This is a genomic window from Agromyces selenitireducens, assembly GCF_052748465.2.
Genome location: NZ_CM188259.1, coordinates 2287253 through 2302808 on the forward strand (window position 1 = coordinate 2287253; position 15556 = coordinate 2302808).

Annotated in this window: 17 protein-coding genes, 2 tRNA genes and 1 riboswitch; of the genes, 6 read left to right on the top strand and 13 right to left on the bottom strand. The window is 72.4% G+C overall.

The window, feature by feature from the left end:
• Positions 1–78: 78 nt before the first annotated feature.
• The gene (locus tag ACULK4_RS10640) at positions 79–789 is read left to right on the top strand and encodes a hypothetical protein (protein ID WP_445964397.1); all 711 of its coding nucleotides are present in this window, start codon (positions 79–81) and stop codon (positions 787–789) included.
• A gap of 39 nt (positions 790–828) precedes the next feature.
• Here the strand turns inward: ACULK4_RS10640 and nadE are convergent, their stop codons facing one another.
• A complete protein-coding gene (gene nadE, locus ACULK4_RS10645) occupies positions 829–1656 on the bottom strand; it encodes an NAD(+) synthase (protein ID WP_445964398.1) in 828 nt (275 codons plus the stop codon).
• Between the two features lie 80 nt (positions 1657–1736).
• Between nadE and ACULK4_RS10650 the strand changes: the two genes are divergently transcribed.
• On the top strand, positions 1737–2975 hold the full coding sequence (locus tag ACULK4_RS10650) for a cation:proton antiporter (protein ID WP_445964711.1): 1239 nt from the start codon (positions 1737–1739) through the stop codon (positions 2973–2975).
• Here ACULK4_RS10650 and ACULK4_RS10655 read toward each other — a convergent pair.
• Positions 2937–3009: transfer RNA gene (locus ACULK4_RS10655), tRNA-Arg, on the bottom strand. The genes ACULK4_RS10650 and ACULK4_RS10655 overlap by 39 nt on opposite strands.
• Before the next feature lie 138 nt (positions 3010–3147).
• Between ACULK4_RS10655 and orn the strand changes: the two genes are divergently transcribed.
• From orn to ACULK4_RS10675, 4 genes are all read left to right on the top strand, one after another.
• A complete protein-coding gene (orn, locus tag ACULK4_RS10660; RefSeq protein ID WP_445964399.1) occupies positions 3148–3822 on the top strand; it encodes an oligoribonuclease in 675 nt (224 codons plus the stop codon).
• A gap of 38 nt (positions 3823–3860) precedes the next feature.
• Positions 3861–3936: transfer RNA gene (locus ACULK4_RS10665), tRNA-His, on the top strand.
• Between the two features lie 25 nt (positions 3937–3961).
• The gene (locus ACULK4_RS10670; RefSeq protein WP_445964400.1) at positions 3962–4309 is read left to right on the top strand and encodes a metallopeptidase family protein; all 348 of its coding nucleotides are present in this window, start codon (positions 3962–3964) and stop codon (positions 4307–4309) included.
• Positions 4310–4334: 25 nt separating this feature from the next.
• The gene (locus ACULK4_RS10675; RefSeq protein ID WP_445964401.1) at positions 4335–5570 is read left to right on the top strand and encodes a D-alanyl-D-alanine carboxypeptidase family protein; all 1236 of its coding nucleotides are present in this window, start codon (positions 4335–4337) and stop codon (positions 5568–5570) included.
• A gap of 15 nt (positions 5571–5585) precedes the next feature.
• On the opposite strand, the gene ACULK4_RS10680 is transcribed toward ACULK4_RS10675, so the two are convergent.
• The 11 genes from ACULK4_RS10680 to gatC all read right to left on the bottom strand — a co-directional run bounded on the left by ACULK4_RS10680 (position 5586) and on the right by gatC (position 15539).
• Positions 5586–5840, bottom strand: coding sequence for a hypothetical protein (locus ACULK4_RS10680; protein ID WP_445964402.1), 255 nt, complete (start codon positions 5838–5840; stop codon positions 5586–5588).
• Between the two features lie 50 nt (positions 5841–5890).
• A complete protein-coding gene (locus tag ACULK4_RS10685; protein WP_445964403.1) occupies positions 5891–6436 on the bottom strand; it encodes a nucleoside/nucleotide kinase family protein in 546 nt (181 codons plus the stop codon).
• A 14-nt stretch (positions 6437–6450) separates the two neighbouring features.
• Positions 6451–7248, bottom strand: a complete 798-nt coding sequence (locus tag ACULK4_RS10690; protein WP_445964404.1) for an energy-coupling factor transporter transmembrane component T family protein — start codon at positions 7246–7248, stop codon at positions 6451–6453.
• On the bottom strand, positions 7245–8735 hold the full coding sequence (locus ACULK4_RS10695; RefSeq protein WP_445964405.1) for an ABC transporter ATP-binding protein: 1491 nt from the start codon (positions 8733–8735) through the stop codon (positions 7245–7247). Before ACULK4_RS10695 ends, ACULK4_RS10690 begins: the two co-directional genes overlap by 4 nt.
• A 3-nt stretch (positions 8736–8738) precedes the next feature.
• Complete coding sequence (locus ACULK4_RS10700) at positions 8739–9410, bottom strand: ECF transporter S component (RefSeq protein WP_445964406.1); 672 nt, start codon at positions 9408–9410, stop codon at positions 8739–8741.
• Between the two features lie 37 nt (positions 9411–9447).
• A riboswitch (TPP riboswitch) is annotated at positions 9448–9557 on the bottom strand.
• 52 nt (positions 9558–9609) lie between these two features.
• Entirely contained in the window at positions 9610–9942 is a 333-nt protein-coding gene (locus tag ACULK4_RS10705) for a hypothetical protein (RefSeq protein ID WP_445964407.1), read from the bottom strand.
• A 65-nt stretch (positions 9943–10007) separates the two neighbouring features.
• The gene (locus ACULK4_RS10710; RefSeq protein WP_445964408.1) at positions 10008–11330 is read right to left on the bottom strand and encodes a DNA polymerase IV; all 1323 of its coding nucleotides are present in this window, start codon (positions 11328–11330) and stop codon (positions 10008–10010) included.
• A gap of 43 nt (positions 11331–11373) precedes the next feature.
• Complete coding sequence (locus ACULK4_RS10715) at positions 11374–12048, bottom strand: hypothetical protein (RefSeq protein WP_445964409.1); 675 nt, start codon at positions 12046–12048, stop codon at positions 11374–11376.
• 145 nt (positions 12049–12193) lie between these two features.
• Positions 12194–13711: an Asp-tRNA(Asn)/Glu-tRNA(Gln) amidotransferase subunit GatB gene (gene gatB, locus ACULK4_RS10720; protein WP_445964410.1), complete on the bottom strand. Its 1518-nt coding sequence runs from the start codon at positions 13709–13711 to the stop codon at positions 12194–12196.
• Complete coding sequence (gene gatA / locus ACULK4_RS10725) at positions 13711–15243, bottom strand: Asp-tRNA(Asn)/Glu-tRNA(Gln) amidotransferase subunit GatA (protein ID WP_445964411.1); 1533 nt, start codon at positions 15241–15243, stop codon at positions 13711–13713. The genes gatB and gatA overlap by 1 nt, the downstream gene beginning before the upstream one ends.
• On the bottom strand, positions 15240–15539 hold the full coding sequence (gene gatC / locus ACULK4_RS10730; protein WP_445964412.1) for an Asp-tRNA(Asn)/Glu-tRNA(Gln) amidotransferase subunit GatC: 300 nt from the start codon (positions 15537–15539) through the stop codon (positions 15240–15242). The genes gatA and gatC overlap by 4 nt, the downstream gene beginning before the upstream one ends.
• Between the last annotated feature and the right edge of the window lie 17 nt (positions 15540–15556).

Consider the following 15556-nt stretch of genomic DNA (forward strand, 5'->3'; position numbering starts at 1 on the left):
GCATCCGTCACCCACCCGCGCCGAGGCACGCCGTCGCGCCTGCCATGCCGCGGCGGCGGCCGGGGCTAGCCTGCGCTCATGCAGTGGTGGAATGACTTCGTCGCCTGGCTCCTCTCCGATGCCGCACGCCCCTGGCTCTTCACGGCCGCGGTACTGTTCGCCTCGGTCGTGGCGGCCGGGCTCCTGTCGGCGTGGATCGCACGTCGCGCCGTCCGCGGCCTGATCCGCCAGCGCGACCGGGAGCTGCGCAATTCCGCCGTCGCCGCGCTCATCGACGCCGCCACGGAGGCGTCGGTCTGGAATTCGCTGACGCCGCAGGAGCAGGTGCTCTCCGATCGGGCGGTCGGGCAGGCCGATCTCCAGGTCCGCCTGCTGCCGATCCGCGGCGCCGATGTCGCCGCCGACTGGGCGTCGCACCAGCTGCACGAGCTCAAGCGCGCCTCGGCGACGTTCGGCTACCAGCTCGACCCGGCCGTGGTCGAGTTCCGGGAGCGGCTGCTCGAGTGGCAGCGGCATCCGTCGCGCACCCGCCGGGACTTCAGGAGCGATCTCGACCGCTGGCGCGCGCAGCGAAACGACCCGGAGCAGGCGATCGTCGCCGAGCAGGACTCCTGGGTGGCCGAGCAGCACCACGAGCGTTACGTGCCGTCGCCGCTCATCGATCAGCCGTCGGCGGCCGAAGCGAACTCCGCCGACGCGAACTCCGCCGACGCGGACACCGGCCCGGCACCGGTCACCGTGAACCCGCCGGTCGATTCCACCGCGGACACAGCGGAATCCCGCCACTGACGCGTTCGCCCTCGAACGACATCGAGAGGCGCCGGCAGGTCAGGCGCTGCGCCACCACGCGTCGAACATGCTGACCGGCTCGGCGCGCTTGTGGCGCGTCTGCAGGAAGCGCGCCTCGATCTGCTCGGCGACGCCGGGGGCGATCTCCTCGCCTTCGAGGAACGCGTCGATGTCGGCGTAGCGGAGCCCGAGGTTCGCCTCGTCGGACTGGCCCGGGTCGTGGTCGAGCAGGTCGGCGGTGGGCACCTTGTTGTACAGGCGGTCGGGGGCGCCGAGGTGCTGCAGGAGTGCCCGCCCCTGCCGCTTCGTCAGGCCGGAGAGCGGGAGGAGGTCTGCGCCGCCGTCGCCGTACTTGGTGAAGAAGCCCGTCACGGCCTCGGCCGCGTGGTCGGTGCCGACGACGAGCAGGCCGCCCTCACCCGCGAGGGCGTACTGCGCGACCATGCGCATGCGCGCCTTCACGTTGCCCTTGCCGAAGTCGCTGATGGGCGTGCCGACGGCCTCGGCGTACTCGGCGGCGAGGCCGTCGACGCCCTCATCGATGTTGAAGTCGACCGTCTCGTGGGGCCGGATGAAATCGAGTGCGAGCTGCGCGTCGGCCTCGTCGCGCTGCACGCCATAGGGCAGGCGGACGGCGACGAAACGGGCCGGACGGCCGTCGGCGGCGAGCTCCTCGACCGCGAGTTGGCACAGCCGCCCCGCCAGGCTGGAATCCTGCCCCCCGCTGATGCCGAGCACGAGGCCCTTCGCACCGGATGCCGCGAGGTACTCCTTCAGGAATTCGATGCGCCGGCGCACCTGATCGGCCGGGTCGACGACGGGTTCGACGTGCAGTTCTTCGATGATCCGGGCCTGGAGGTCGCGCATGCCACGACCCTACGGCACCCATGCGACGAGCGGATGACGCGGCGCTGTGAACCGGCCGCGAGGGTCCGTTTCCCGATAGCATGCGTGCACGCACGCGACGAAGGGGGCTCCGCGTGGAGGTCGACCTGTCCACCCTCGTGCTCATCCCGGCGATCGCCGCCGTTGCGCCGCTGGCCACGCGTGCGGTCGGCCGCTGGGTCGCGATCCCCCTGGTCGTCTTCGAGATCCTGCTCGGCCTCCTGCTCGGTCCGGCGGTCCTCGACTGGGTGCAGGAGGACGCGTTCATCGCCCTGTTCGCCGACTTCGGACTCGCGATGCTCTTCTACCTCGCCGGACGGGAGATCGACTTCCAGGCGATCCGCGGTGCCCCGATCATGCGTGCCGGTGCAGGCTGGGCCGTGTCGATGGCACTCGCGTTGGGGCTCGCCTTCCTGATCGAACCAGGCGCGGGCGCCGTATTCGTGGCGGTCGCCCTCGCCTCGACCGCCCTCGGCGCGCTGCTGCCCATCCTTCGGGACGCCGGCCTGCTTCGCACCCGGTTCGGCGTCTCGATCCTCGCCGTGGGGGCGGTCGGCGAGTTCGCGCCGCTGCTGGCCATCACCCTCTTCCTGAGCGGTCAGACGCCCCTGCACGCGACGGTCGTGCTCCTCGGCTTCGCCGTCGTGACGGGGGTGCTGATGTTCTCCGCCTTCCGCGGCGACGGTGCGCGACTGCACCGGGCGATCGAGGCCAGCCTGCACACGAGCGGCCAGTTCGTCGTGCGCCTGGTCATGTTCGTCCTGCTCTCGCTCGTCGCACTGTCGATCTTCCTCGGCATCGACATGCTCCTCGGGGCATTCGCCGCGGGCGTGCTGGGCAAGCTGCTCCTGCAGGGCGCCTCCGAGCGCGAGGCCGAGGTGACGGAGGCGAAGATCGAGGCGGTCGGGTTCGGGCTGCTGGTCCCGGTCTTCTTCATCAACACCGGCATCACCTTCGACCTCCAGGCGCTCGTCTCGGACGCTCGGACGCTCCTGCTGCTGCCGTTGTTCACCGTCCTGCTGCTGTTCACGCGCGGCATTCCGGCAGCCCTGCTCGCACCGAGGGGCTCGACGGCCCGGGAACGCGTGTCGACGGGCTTCTTCGCCGCTACCGGCCTGCCGATCATCGTCGCCGTCACCGCGCTGGGCGTCGACGCCGGCGCGCTGGACTCGGGCATGGCTGCGGCGCTCGTCGGCGCGGGCCTGCTGTCGATGCTGCTCTACCCGCTGATCGCGCTCACGGTCCGGACGGGGAATCCTCGGCGCCCTCGGCAGGAATCGAACCTGCGACCAAGAGATTAGAAGGCTCCTGCTCTATCCGCTGAGCTACGAGGGCCGATCGCCACCACGATACCGCAGCGGCCCGGACGCACCCTCGGCGGACCCTCGGCGCACCCTCGGCGCACCGTCGGCGGACCCTCGGCGCGTCCGGGCGACGACGGGCAGTGTCGGGGCGCGCGGCTAGACTCGCGGCATGGCAACCTCGAGCGACCGACTGGTCTGGATCGACTGCGAGATGACCGGGCTCGACCTCGAGGTCGATGAGCTCGTCGAGATCGCGGTGGTCATCACCGACTACGACCTGAATCCCGTCGACGCGGGTCTCGACATCGTGATCAAGCCCGACGCGAGCGCGCTCGAGGCGATGGGCGACTTCGTCCGCGCGATGCACACCGACTCGGGCCTGATCGAGGAGATCCCGAACGGCGTCTCGGTGGCCGAGGCCGAGTACGAGGTGCTCGAGTACGTGTTGAAGCATGTGCCCGACGAGCAGAAGGCGCCGCTCGCCGGCAACTCCATCGGCACCGACCGCGCCTTCATCGCGAAGTTCATGCCGCGGCTCGACGCGCACCTGCACTACCGCAACGTCGACGTGTCGTCGATCAAGGAACTGGCGAAGCGCTGGTATCCGCGCGCCTACTTCAACGCCCCCGCCAAGGACGGCGGGCACCGGGCGCTCGCCGACATCCTCGAGTCGATCCGCGAGCTGCGGTACTACCGGCGCGCCGTGTTCGTCGACGACCCCGGCCCGACCAGCCAGGAGCTGCAGGCCATCGCTGCCGAGGTCATGGCCGAGGCGCCGGCCCGGGCCCCCGCGGGCACCGCTGCGACGGCCGAGGTGTCAGCGGGCACCCGCGACGTGGTGTAATCTCGTATGGTTGCCGATCGCGACAGCGGTCGCACATGGTGGGTATAGCTCAGTCGGTAGAGCGCCTGGTTGTGGTCCAGGAGGTCGCGGGTTCAAGCCCCGTTACTCACCCCAATTCGACTCCCGAACGGAGCCGCCCGTGCAACTCGACGCCGAGGCCTTCGAGCAGCTCGTCGTCGACGAACTCGACCGCCTGCCCGACGACATGGTCGACGGGCTCGACAACGTGGTCTTCGTCGTCGAGGACCGCCCGGAGGACGGCTCCCTCGACCTGCTCGGCCTGTACGAGGGCACCGCGCTGACCGAGCGCGACCGGTACGGGTTCGGCGAGATGCCCGACCGCATCGTGCTCTACCGCGAACCGCTGCTCGCCGTCGCCGAGACGGAGGACGAGCTCCGCGATGAGGTCCACGTCACGCTCGTGCACGAGATCGCCCACTACTACGGCATCGACGACGACCGGCTGCACGAGCTGGGCTGGGCGTGACGCTCGTGACGTTAGCCTGATTCGCATGAGCCCCTCCCCCGCTCGCGGCGTCGGCATCGCCCTCGGCGCGCTCGCGATCCTCGCCGTCGGCATCTACGCGCCCGCCATGTTGCTCGGCCCGCTGCCCGACGTCGAGATCCGGGTCGACGAGAGCATCACCGCGGCCGGCGAGGCGGCTCAGGTGCCCCTTCCGGCGAGCGGTGCCTCGGCCGTCGCGATAGTCGGCGACGACGGCGAGGCGCAGCTCGTCGCGGCATCCGGCGACGACGAGGCGAAGCCCATCGGCGGGGCCGCGAAGCTCGTGACGGTTCTCGCGACGCTCGACGCGCTGCCGATCGCCGAGGGCGAGCGCGGGCCGTCGATCCGCATCGGCGCAGAGGACTACACCGACTACCTGCGGTACCAGGCGGAGGGCTCGCGGACGCTGCCCGTCTCCCCCGGCGAGTCCTGGACCCAGCGCGACGTCGTGCGTGCCGTGTTCCTCGGATCGAGCAACAACCATGCCGACACACTCGCCCGCTGGGCGTTCGGCAACCTCGACAACTACGTGACCGAGGCGAACGGCTGGCTCGAGGAGCAGGGCTACGAGACGCTCCGAGTGGTCGACTCGACGGGCCTGTCGGGCGACAACGTCGGCACCGCGGCGGAGCTGACGCGCCTCGCCGCGTCGGCGCTGGCCGATCCGACCCTCGGCCGCGTGCTCGACGGCTCGGCCGCAACGACCACGACGGACCGACGGGTGCCCGACGTGGTGGCGCACCTCGGCAACGACGGCATCCGCTCGATCAGCCGCAGCTACACCGACCAGGCGCTGCTGTCGTTCGTCTTCGCGAGCGAACTGACCGGCGAGACCCCGCGCCGGATGGTGGGTGCGATGACGGGCATCGGCGATTACGAGACGCTCGACCCGGCGGTGCTCGCGGCGGTGGAGGGCATGCAGGCTGCGTCCGCGCCGATCGAGGTCATCGCGTCGGGCGCATCCTACGGCGAGGCCGTGTCGGCGTGGGGCGATCGGGCGCAGCTGACCGCGGCGGCCGGTCGAACGGATGCCGCGTGGGGCGCCGTCCCCGAGGCGGCGACCGTCGACGTGGCGCCGTTCGCGACCGCACCGGCCGGGCGCGAGGTCGGCGACGTGACCGTGCGCGTCGGCGAGCGCGAGATCACCTCGGTGCTCGAACTGGACGAGCCGATCACCGACCCGGGCCCGCTGTGGAGGCTGGCGAACCCCGCCGTGATCGTCGGCGCGTTCCTCGCCGACTGAGTCGCGGCGAACGCGTCAGTCGTTCTCCTCGTCGTGTTCGACGGGATCGGAGTCGTCGGCGTCGAAACGGAAGCGCACGCGGATCTGCCCGTTCACCTCGCGCTGGTCGACGGCGTCGTACCAGAAGAGGGACTCGAGGCCGTCGACGGCGGCGACCATGCCGACGCGCTTCTCGGTCTCCCCGTGCACGAGCGAGCGCTGCTCGAAGTCGCCCTCGAGGGGCCCGTCGATGAACTCCGCCACGTAGGTCGCGGCCGCTGGATCTGCCATGACCCCACCGTAGTCCGTGGGGCATGCACGGTCACCCCGGCACGCGGCGTTCAGTCGGCGAGTCGTACCCTCAGGGCGGGCGATCGATGGGCGGCCGTGCGCAGGCGGTGGCGGCGCCAGTCCGCCTCCCACTCCTCCCAGTGCGGATCGAACGCACCGCGATCGCGCTCGAGGGCGCGGCGTCGGCGGATCGCGTACGGCGCGTCGAGCCAGACCCGGATCGCATCGGGACGGCACCTGCCCACCTGGAACGCACCGCAGCCCTCGACGATGAGTGCGCGTCCCGGAGTCATCCGTCGGAGGGCGCCGGGACGGTCGGCGAGCCAGTCCCATCGGTGCACGGTTCCCGCACCGCCGCGCAGGTGGGGCGCGATGAGCGACCGCCCGAGCCGAGCCGAGCCGCGGTGGAGGCCGGGCCAGCCGGGGATCGCCTCGTCGACGCGCACGAGGCGCGGGCTCCGACCGGGCCATGCCTCGATCAGCGCGGCGGCGAACGTGGTCTTGCCGGCCCCGCTCGGGCCGTCGACCAGTACGAGCGGATGACGCATCGAGGCGGCCGCGCGCCGCACCGCGGCCACGGCGGGCCCGAGCGACATGGCCGACTCCGCGCTCACGCCCACACCGGGTGGAACGCGCCCACCCAGATCGACCCGGCGATCGCGACCGCGGCGATCGCGGCGGCGATGGCCATGAGCAGCGCGTCGCGCATTCCGACTCGTGAGGGTCGGGCCCACGTGCGCGCGACGTCCGCGCCGAAGCCGCGTGCCTCCATCGCGGTCGCCAGCTTGGATCCGCGCCGGATGGCGAGGACGAGCAGCGCGAACGCCATGGTCGCCGCGCGCCGCAGGGCGCCGTGGTCACCGATGCCGCGAGCGCGTCGGGAGAGCGACATCGCGCGCCAGTCCTCGACGAACAGGCCCACGAGCCGAGTGGCGGCGAGCGCGCCCAGCACGAACCGCGCGGGCAGTCGCCAGACCTGGGCGAGCCCGTCGGCGAGGTCGGTCGGGTCGACACGCAGGAACAGCAGTGCGGCGGGTAGGCCGATCGCGAGTACGCGGACGGTGACCGCGATCGCGAGTTCGATGGAGCCGTCGGTGACCCGCGCCAGCCAGAACTCCCAGTACACGGTGCCGGACGGCCGCCCGTAGAGCAGCATGCTGACGCCCGCGATCGGGGCCGCGAGCAGGATCGGCCACGTGCGGCGGAGGAGCACCCCGAACGTGACGCCGGCGGCCGCGAACAGCACGAGTTCGATGCCGAGTGCGATCGCCGCGCTCACCCAGTCGACGGTCACGAGCAGCGGGGTCGTGAGCACCATCGCCGCGGCGAGCCGGGTCGCCGGGTTGGTGCGGTCGACGAACCGGAGCGGCGGGTACGGGCGCGCCGGCGCGAGGTCGATGCCGCTCATGGCATGCTCCCGGCGGGCCGGAGTGCGGAGAGCTCGATCCGGTGGGTGCCGAGCGCGTCGCGGAACGCGAGGTCGTGCGTCACCGACAGGAGCGTGGTTCCTCCGGCGACCAGTTCGTGGAGCAGCCGCACGAGCTCGACCCAGCCGAGCCGATCCTGCCCGAACGTCGGTTCGTCGAGGATGACGACGTCGGGGCGGGTCGCGAGCGCCGCTCCGACGGACAGGCGACGCGCTTCGCCGCCGGAGAGGGTGAACGGATTGGCAGCGGCAAGGTGGTCGAGCCGGAGCCGATGCATGACCTCGTCGGTGCGCGCGTCGACCTCGTGCTCGGGCAGGTCGAGCGCGCGCGGCCCGACCGCGAGCTCGTGGCGGACGGTCGAGGCGACGAACTGGTGCTCGGGCTCCTGGAACACCGTGCCGATGCGCGTGAGCAGGTCCCTGGATCGCCATCGGATCGGCGCGTCGCCGAGTCCGCGCGCGAGACCGGGTGCGGCGACCACGGCGCCGGCCCGGGGCGGGAGCAGTCCGCCCAGCGTGAGCGCGAGCGTCGACTTGCCCGCGCCGTTCGGCCCGGTGAGGACGCTCGAGGATGCCGCGGGGAGCTCGAGGTCGAGCCCGGAATGCAGGACGGGTGTGCGCGGCCGGCCGATCGACAGGTCGCGGGCCGAGAGGATGGGATCGGAGGCGCCGGGCGCGGCATCCGTCGTCATGGGGACCTCGAGCGGGACGCCCGGCACCCAGACGCCCGCGGCCGCCAGCTCCGTGCGGCGCGCGGTGAGGACCTCGTCGGGCGTGCCGTCTGCGATGAGCCGCCCGTCGCCGCCCAGGATGACGACGCGGTCGACGAGGTCGAGCCAGACGTCGACGCGGTGCTCGACGACCACGAGCGTCGACCCGGTGCGTTCGAGCACGCGGCCGACCGCCTCGCGCACCTCGGCGACTCCCGCGGGGTCGAGGTTCGCGGTCGGTTCGTCGAGCAGCAGGAGCCCGGGGCGCATGGCGATCGCACCCGCGAGTGCGAGGCGCTGCTTCTGTCCGCCGGAGAGCCGCGATGTCGGATGGTCGAGCGGCAGGTCGAGTCCGACCGCGTCGAGCGCGTCGGTGACCCTTCGCCAGGTCTCGTCGCGCGGCACGCCGAGGTTCTCGCAGCCGAACGCGACGTCGTCGCCGACGCGGGCGAGGATCACCTGCGAGTCGGGGTCCTGCAGTACGAGCCCGGCGCGGCCGCGTGCGTCGGCCGGGGGCCGGCCGTCGACGCGCAGTTCGCCCCACTGCTCGCCCTCGTCGTCACCGCCGAGGACGCCTGCGAGTGCGTGGAGCAGCGTGGACTTGCCCGAGCCGGACGGCCCCAGCAGGAGCACCCGTTCCCCCGCGTGGATGCGCAGGTCGAGGCCGTCGAGCGCCGCCCGACGGCGGCCGGCGTGGCGCCAGCCCCACCCGGTGGCATCCACTCGGGCGGGGCCGACGCCTGCGTCAGCGTGGTGCACGGATCAGACCCGTCCCGTGACGTCCCGTCCGGCGCCGAACCGGTTCAGGGCGCCGGTCGCGGCGAGCGCGCGGACGACCAGCCAGCCGAGCAGGCCGGCGAGCACCGCCCCGGAGACCACGAGCGTGCCGAGGTACAGCGCGAGGAACTCGGCCGATTTCTGCAGGTTGCCGGAGGTGAACAGCTCGAGGGTCCAGGCGCCGACGCCGGCGGCCGCACCCGCGAGCATCGCGACGACGACGCCGAAGCGGCGGTAGCCGAAGGCCAGGAAGACCAACTCGGCGCCGAGGCCCTGCACGAGTCCGGAGTAGAGCGTCTCGATGCCCCACTGGTTGCCGATGAGCGCCGACACCATCGCGGCGAGCAGTTCGACGTACAGCGCCGCGCCCGGCTTGCGGATGATGAGCCCGCCGAGCACGCCGCCGATGAGCCAGATGCCGACGGCGATGCCGCCCAGCCCCGGGGTGAGCGCGTCGGCGGCCATGAACCAGGCGTAGCCGACGTTGTTCCAGAGGAGGAACACCAGCCCGGTCGCGACGCCGATGACGCTCGCGACGACGATGTCGACCACGCGCCAGCGGGTGCGACGCCCGCCCGTGCCCGTGGTGCCGTTCGCCGTGCCGTCGGCGGCCTCGGCGCGCCCGGTGGTGTCGGTTCCGATGGATGTCTCGTGCACTGTCGTGCCCTTTCGTCTCGTGGAAAGCGGCACGGGAGATGAGAATCTCTGCCCTCCCTGCGCTGGCATGACCCAGATCAGGTTCGACGGTCGAAGGTTGAGAACCTTCCTCTCAGCCCGGCTCACCGGACTCCCGTGTTCGACCACGAGTATACGCCCGCCCGGTGGGGCGTGACGCCGGGCGACGGATGCCGCGGGCCTACCGCTTGAGTGCGCGGATGACGATCTTCAGCGCCTTGCCCGTGGCGGCCACGAGCGGGATCGCGACGATGAGCAGCCCGAGCACGTTGGGCTCGAATCGCACGTCGCCGCCGCGGCTGACGTAGGCGCCGAGCGGTACCGACCAGCCGCCGCCACCGCCGCCCGAGCCCTCGCCCTGCGTGTCGTCCTTTCCGGATCCGCCGCCGAAGCCGTATGCGCCCAGCGCGACGGGCACGATCTCTGCGCCGCCCATCTGGACCTTGTCGGCGTATGAGGTCCGGACGCCCACGCCGGCGACCTTGTCTGCGAGTTCGAGCACGAAATCAGCCATGCCGCCACGCTACCCGCGCCCGGTCGGCGTCGAAAGGCCTTGACGGATGCCGCACGCCGGGCGGCTCACGAGAAGGCGCGGGCGCCGGGCGGGAGAGGCCCGTCGGGCCGGTCGCGACCCTCACGGACGCCCTCGGCGTCAGCGTCCTCCGCATCGGCGCGCGGCCCTGCGGTCTTCGGCCCGGGGCGAACGAGTGCGGCGGGCCGCACGGCGCCCCGGCCGAACCGCCGGGTCACCTCGTCGATGGTCCGCTCGGCGTCGCGCCACTCCTCATCGGGGTCCCACAGCGGCGCGCCGTCGCCCGCCGCGCGCAGGTGCTCCGCGCGCACGCCGATGAGGCGCACGCGGCGGCCGTCGCCGACGAGCTCGGCGAGCGGGATGAGCGCCTCGTCGTAGATGCGGCGGGCGACATCCGTCGGCTCGGCAAGGGTGCGCGACCGGGTCACCGTGGTGAAATCGCCGTAGCGCAGCTTCAGCGTGACGGTGCGGGCGACCATCTGCGCCGTGCGGAGCCGCACGCCGACGTCGGTTGCGAGCCTCAGCAGTTCACGGGCGATGTCGTCGTGGTCGACGAGGTCGTGGTTGAAGGTCGTCTCGTGGCCGATGCTCTTCTCGACGCGGCGCGTCTCGACGTCGCGCGGGTCGATTCCGTTCGCGAGACGCGCCAGCCGGGCGGCGAGCGCCGGGCCGACCGCGCGCGTGAGCGCTTCGGCGGGCATCTCGGCGACGTCGCCGACGGTGCGGAGGCCGAGCTTCAGCAGGGATTCCTCGGTGACCCGCCCGACTCCCCAGAGCGCGGAGACCGGCAGGGGATGCAGGAACGACGTCGTCTCGGCGGCCGGCACGACCAGCATGCCGTCGGGTTTCGCACGGCTCGACGCGACCTTGGCGACGAACTTGCTGGCCGCGACCCCGACGGAGCACGTGAGGCCCGTCTCGTCGTGGACGCGGCGCCGGATGGTCCAGGCGATCTCGGCCGGCGTGCCGTGCAGGCGGCGCGCCCCGGACACGTCGAGGAACGCCTCGTCGATCGACAGCGGCTCGACGAGGGGGGTCAGCTCGCGGAAGATCGTCATCACGCGCTCGGAGTACTCGGCGTAGCGAGAGTAGTCGCCGCGGAGGACGACCGCGTTCGGGCAGCGCTGCAGTGCGACCGACATCGGCATGGCCGAGTTCACGCCGAAGCGTCGTGCCTCGTAGCTCGCCGCCGCAACGACGCCGCGGCCCGCGGTGCCGCCGACGAGCACCGGCCTGCCGCGCAGCTCGGGCCGCCGCAGCAGCTCGACGGACACGAAGAACGCATCCATGTCGACGTGCAGGATCGGCGTGCCGGAGTCGTCGACCGGCCCCGTGGTGACCTGCCGGGACGAGCCGTCCTGCTTGCTCATGCTGCGACCCTAGTGCCCGCTGCCGACGCCCGGGGCCCGGGCGTCAGAAGCCGAAGTCGCCGAAGCCGCCCCCGCCGAAGTCGCCGAAGTCGCCTCCGCCGCCCCAGTCGCCGCCCGCGTCCCCGGACCCGGCATCGACGGATCCGGCGTCGGCTCCGGCCTCGCCCGCACCCGCCTCCGCGGCGCCCTCGGCGCCGGCCTGGTCGAACGACGGGTCCGGCAGGAACGCCTGCGCGATCGCCGAGCCGACGACGAAGCCCGCGATCGTGCCGAGCATCGAGGCGCCCAGCATCGACCCGAACGTCGGACCGCGGTAGCCCTGGCCGCCGGCGGCGGGACCTCCGGCGAACGCGCGCTCCATGGTGCCGGGCGAGCGGAGCTCGGCACGGGTCGCGGCACGCGCGAGCGCAGCGGGCTCGTCGGAGGCCAGACGCTCGCCGGGAGGGGCGCTGTCGGCCAGCGCGCGGTACACCTGCTGCCGCTGCTCGGGGGTGAGCTTCGAGAACGCCTCCGCGTGCACCGCTTCGATCGACTCGGGGGGCGCGGTGCGCAGCAGGTACCGGTAGCGCTCGATCGCGAGCTCGTCCTCGCTCAGCTGCGAGCGCTGCGGCGTCGGCGCGGCCTGCGGCTGCTGTCCGGACGGCGCCTGCGGCACGGGGTGTGCAGGTCGGGCGGCTCGGTCGTCGCCGCCGCCGAAGAGCCGGTCAAGGAAGCCCATGGTGTCCTCACTCTCGTGGTACCGTCGACGATAGGCCGGACGGCAATGAAGCTGCTGGGAGGCCGCTGCGGCCGCCCCGTGAGCCGACGGATGCCGCGGCGCGGGCAGCCCGCGCCGCGGCATCCGTCACGCGATTCGAAGCGCGCTACCCTGCGCTCGCGCGCTCGAGCACGAGTTCGCGCACGCGCGCCGCATCGGCCTTGCCCTGCATGGCCTTCATGACCGCGCCGATCACGGCGCCCGCGGCCTGCACCTTGCCGTCGCGGATCTTCGCGAGCACGTCGGGCTGCGCGGCCAGCGCCTCGTCGATCGCCGCGACGAGCGCGCCGTCGTCGGAGACCACCGCGAGTCCGCGGGCGTCGACGACCTCGCGGGGCGAGCCCTCGCCGGCGATGACGCCCTCGAGCACCTGGCGCGCGAGACGGTCGGTGAGGACGCCCTCGTCGACGAGCGCCGCGAGCTCAGCCACGTGGGTCGGCTCGACAAGGCCCGTCGCGTCCTCGCCGCGCGCGTTCGCGATGCGGGTGAGCTCGCCCGTCCACCACTTGCGGGCGGCCGCGGGCGACGCGCCCGCGGCGACGGTCGCCGTCACCTCGGCGAGCAGTCCGCCGTTCACGACGTCCTGGAACTCGAGATCGGTGAATCCCCATTCGCCCTTCAGTCGTCGGCGGCGCGCGGCGGGCGGCTCGGGCAGCGCGGCCCGGAGCTCCTCGATGAGCGTCGGCTCCGGCACGACCGGAAGCAGGTCGGGCTCGGGGAAGTAGCGGTAGTCATCGGCGTCGGACTTCGGGCGGCCCGGGCTCGTGGTGCCCGTGTCCTCGTGCCAGTGGCGGGTCTCCTGCGTGATGGTTCCGCCGTCGGCGAGGATCGCCGCCTGCCGCTGGATCTCGTACCGCACGGCGCGTTCGATCGAGCGCATCGAGTTGACGTTCTTCGTCTCGGTGCGGGTGCCGAACTTCTCCTGGCCCTTCGGGCGCAGCGAGACGTTCGCGTCGCAACGGAGGTTGCCGCGTTCCATGCGCGCCTCGGAGACGCCGAGCGCGAGCACGATGTCGCGGATCGTGGCGACGTAGGCGCGCGCCAGCGCGGGAGCATCCGCCCCCGCCCCCACGATGGGCCTGGTCACGATCTCGACGAGCGGCACGCCCGCACGGTTGTAGTCGACGAGCGAGTACTCGGCGCCCTGGATCCGGCCGGTCGAGCCGCCCACGTGCGTGAGCTTGCCGGCGTCCTCCTCCATGTGGGCGCGTTCGATCGCGACCTGGAAGACGCGGCCGTTCTCGAGCTCGACCTCTACCGAGCCCTCATATGCGATCGGCTCGTCGTACTGCGAGATCTGGTAGTTCTTCGCCAGGTCGGGGTAGAAGTAGTTCTTCCGCGCGAACCGGCTCGACTCGGCGATGGAGCAGCCGAGCGCGAGCCCGAGCGAGATCGAGTACCGCACCGCGGTGCCGTTCACGACCGGAAGCGACCCGGGCAGGCCGAGGTCGACCGGCGCGACGAGCGTGTTCGGGTCGGCGCCGTGGTACTCGGCGTGGGCGGGGTTCGGTGCGCCCGAGAACATCTTCGTCTTGGTGTTGAGCTCGACGTGCACCTCGAGGCCGATGACCGGCTCGAACCGCTCGAGGGCCTCGTCGAAGTCCATCAGTGCTGCGCGCGCCATCAGACCACGCCCTCCTCGGTCGCCATGAGTTCGTGGGTGGACAGGTCGGGCGCCCGGTCGAGCAGCGGGCCGCCCCACTGGTCGAGCAGCATCGCCTCGAGGGCGCCGCCGACGTTGTAGAGACGGGCGTCCTCGCGCGCGGGCGCGAGGAACTGGATGCCGACGGGCAGGCCGTCCTCCGGTGCGAGGCCGGTCGGCACCGAGATGCCGGGGACGCCGGCCAGGTTCGCCGGGATCGTCGCGACGTCGTTGAGGTACATCGCCAGCGGGTCGTCGAGCTTCTCGCCCAGCTTGAACGCCGTGGTCGGCGCGGTGGGCGTGGCGAGCACGTCGACCTTCGCGAAGGCCGCGTCGAAGTCGCGCTGCACGAGCGTGCGCACCTTCTGGGCGCTGCCGTAGTAGGCGTCGTAGTAGCCGGCCGACAGGGCGTAGGTGCCGAGGATGATGCGGCGCTTGACCTCGGTGCCGAAGCCCGCCTCGCGCGTCGCGGCCATGACCTGCTCGACCGTGCCGCCGCCCTCGGGCGTGACGCGCAGGCCGAATCGCACGGAGTCGAACTTCGCGAGGTTCGACGACGCCTCGGCGGGCAGGATCAGGTAGTACGCGGCGATCGAGTACTCGAAGTTCGGCGCGTTGACCTCGACGATCTCGGCGCCGTTCTTCTCCAGCAGCTCGAGCGCCTCGTGGAAGCGCTGGCGGACGCCGGCCTGGAAGCCGTCGGAGTCGAGCTCCTTCACCACGCCGATGCGCAGGCCCGAGACATCCGCTCGCCTGACCGCCTCGGCCATCGACGGCCACGGGTCGGGGATCGACGTGGCGTCGTGCGGGTCGAAGCCGGCGATGACGTCGTGCAGCAGCGCCGAGTCGAGCACGGTGCGGCTCACCGGCCCGACCTGGTCGAGCGAGGACGCGAGTGCGATCGAGCCGTAGCGGCTGACGCCGCCGTACGTCGGCTTGACGCCGACGGTGCCGGTGACGTGCGCGGGCTGGCGGATCGAGCCGCCGGTGTCGCTGCCGAGCGCGAGGGGCGCCTCGAAGGCGGCGACGGATGCCGCGGAGCCGCCGCCGGAACCGCCCGGGATGCGCTCGAGGTCCCACGGGTTGTGGGTGGGGCCGTATGCGGAGTGCTCGGTCGACGAGCCCATCGCGAACTCGTCCATGTTGGTCTTGCCGAGCGGCACCATGCCGGCGTCGCGGACCTTGCGGACGGGCGTGGCGTCGTACGGCGGGACCCAGCCCTCGAGGATGCGGGAACCCGCGGTCGACGGCATGCCCTTGGTGACGAGCACGTCCTTGATGGCGATGGGCACGCCGGCCAGGGGCCCCAGCTCGTCGCCGATGTGGCGGCGACGGTCGATCTCGGCGGCGGTGTCGAGCGCGTGCTCGGGGTCGACGTGGAGGAACGCGTGCACGGCCCCGTCGACGGCGGCGATGCGGTCGAGGTGCGCGCGGGTCGCCTCGACGGAGGTCACCTCGCCCGCCGCGAGCTTCGCACCGAGTTCGGCGGCGGTCAGGCGGATGAGGTCGCTCACTGCTCCTCCCCCAGGATCGCGGAGACGACGAAGCGCGAGCCGTCGTGCTCGGGCGCACCCTCGAGCGCCTCGTCGACGGTGAGCACGTCGCCCACCTCGTCGACGCGCAGCGGGTTGTGCAGCGGGATCGGGTGGCTGGTCGGCGGCACGTCGGGCGTGGCGACCTCGCTCACCTTCTCGACCGCGTGCATGATCTGGCCGAGCTCGGTGGTGAGGTGCTCGATCTCTTCGTCGGTGAGCGCGATGCGTGCGAGGTTCGCGAGATGCGCGACCTGCTCGGCGCTGATTTCAGACATGCTGCTCCGTCGTGTGG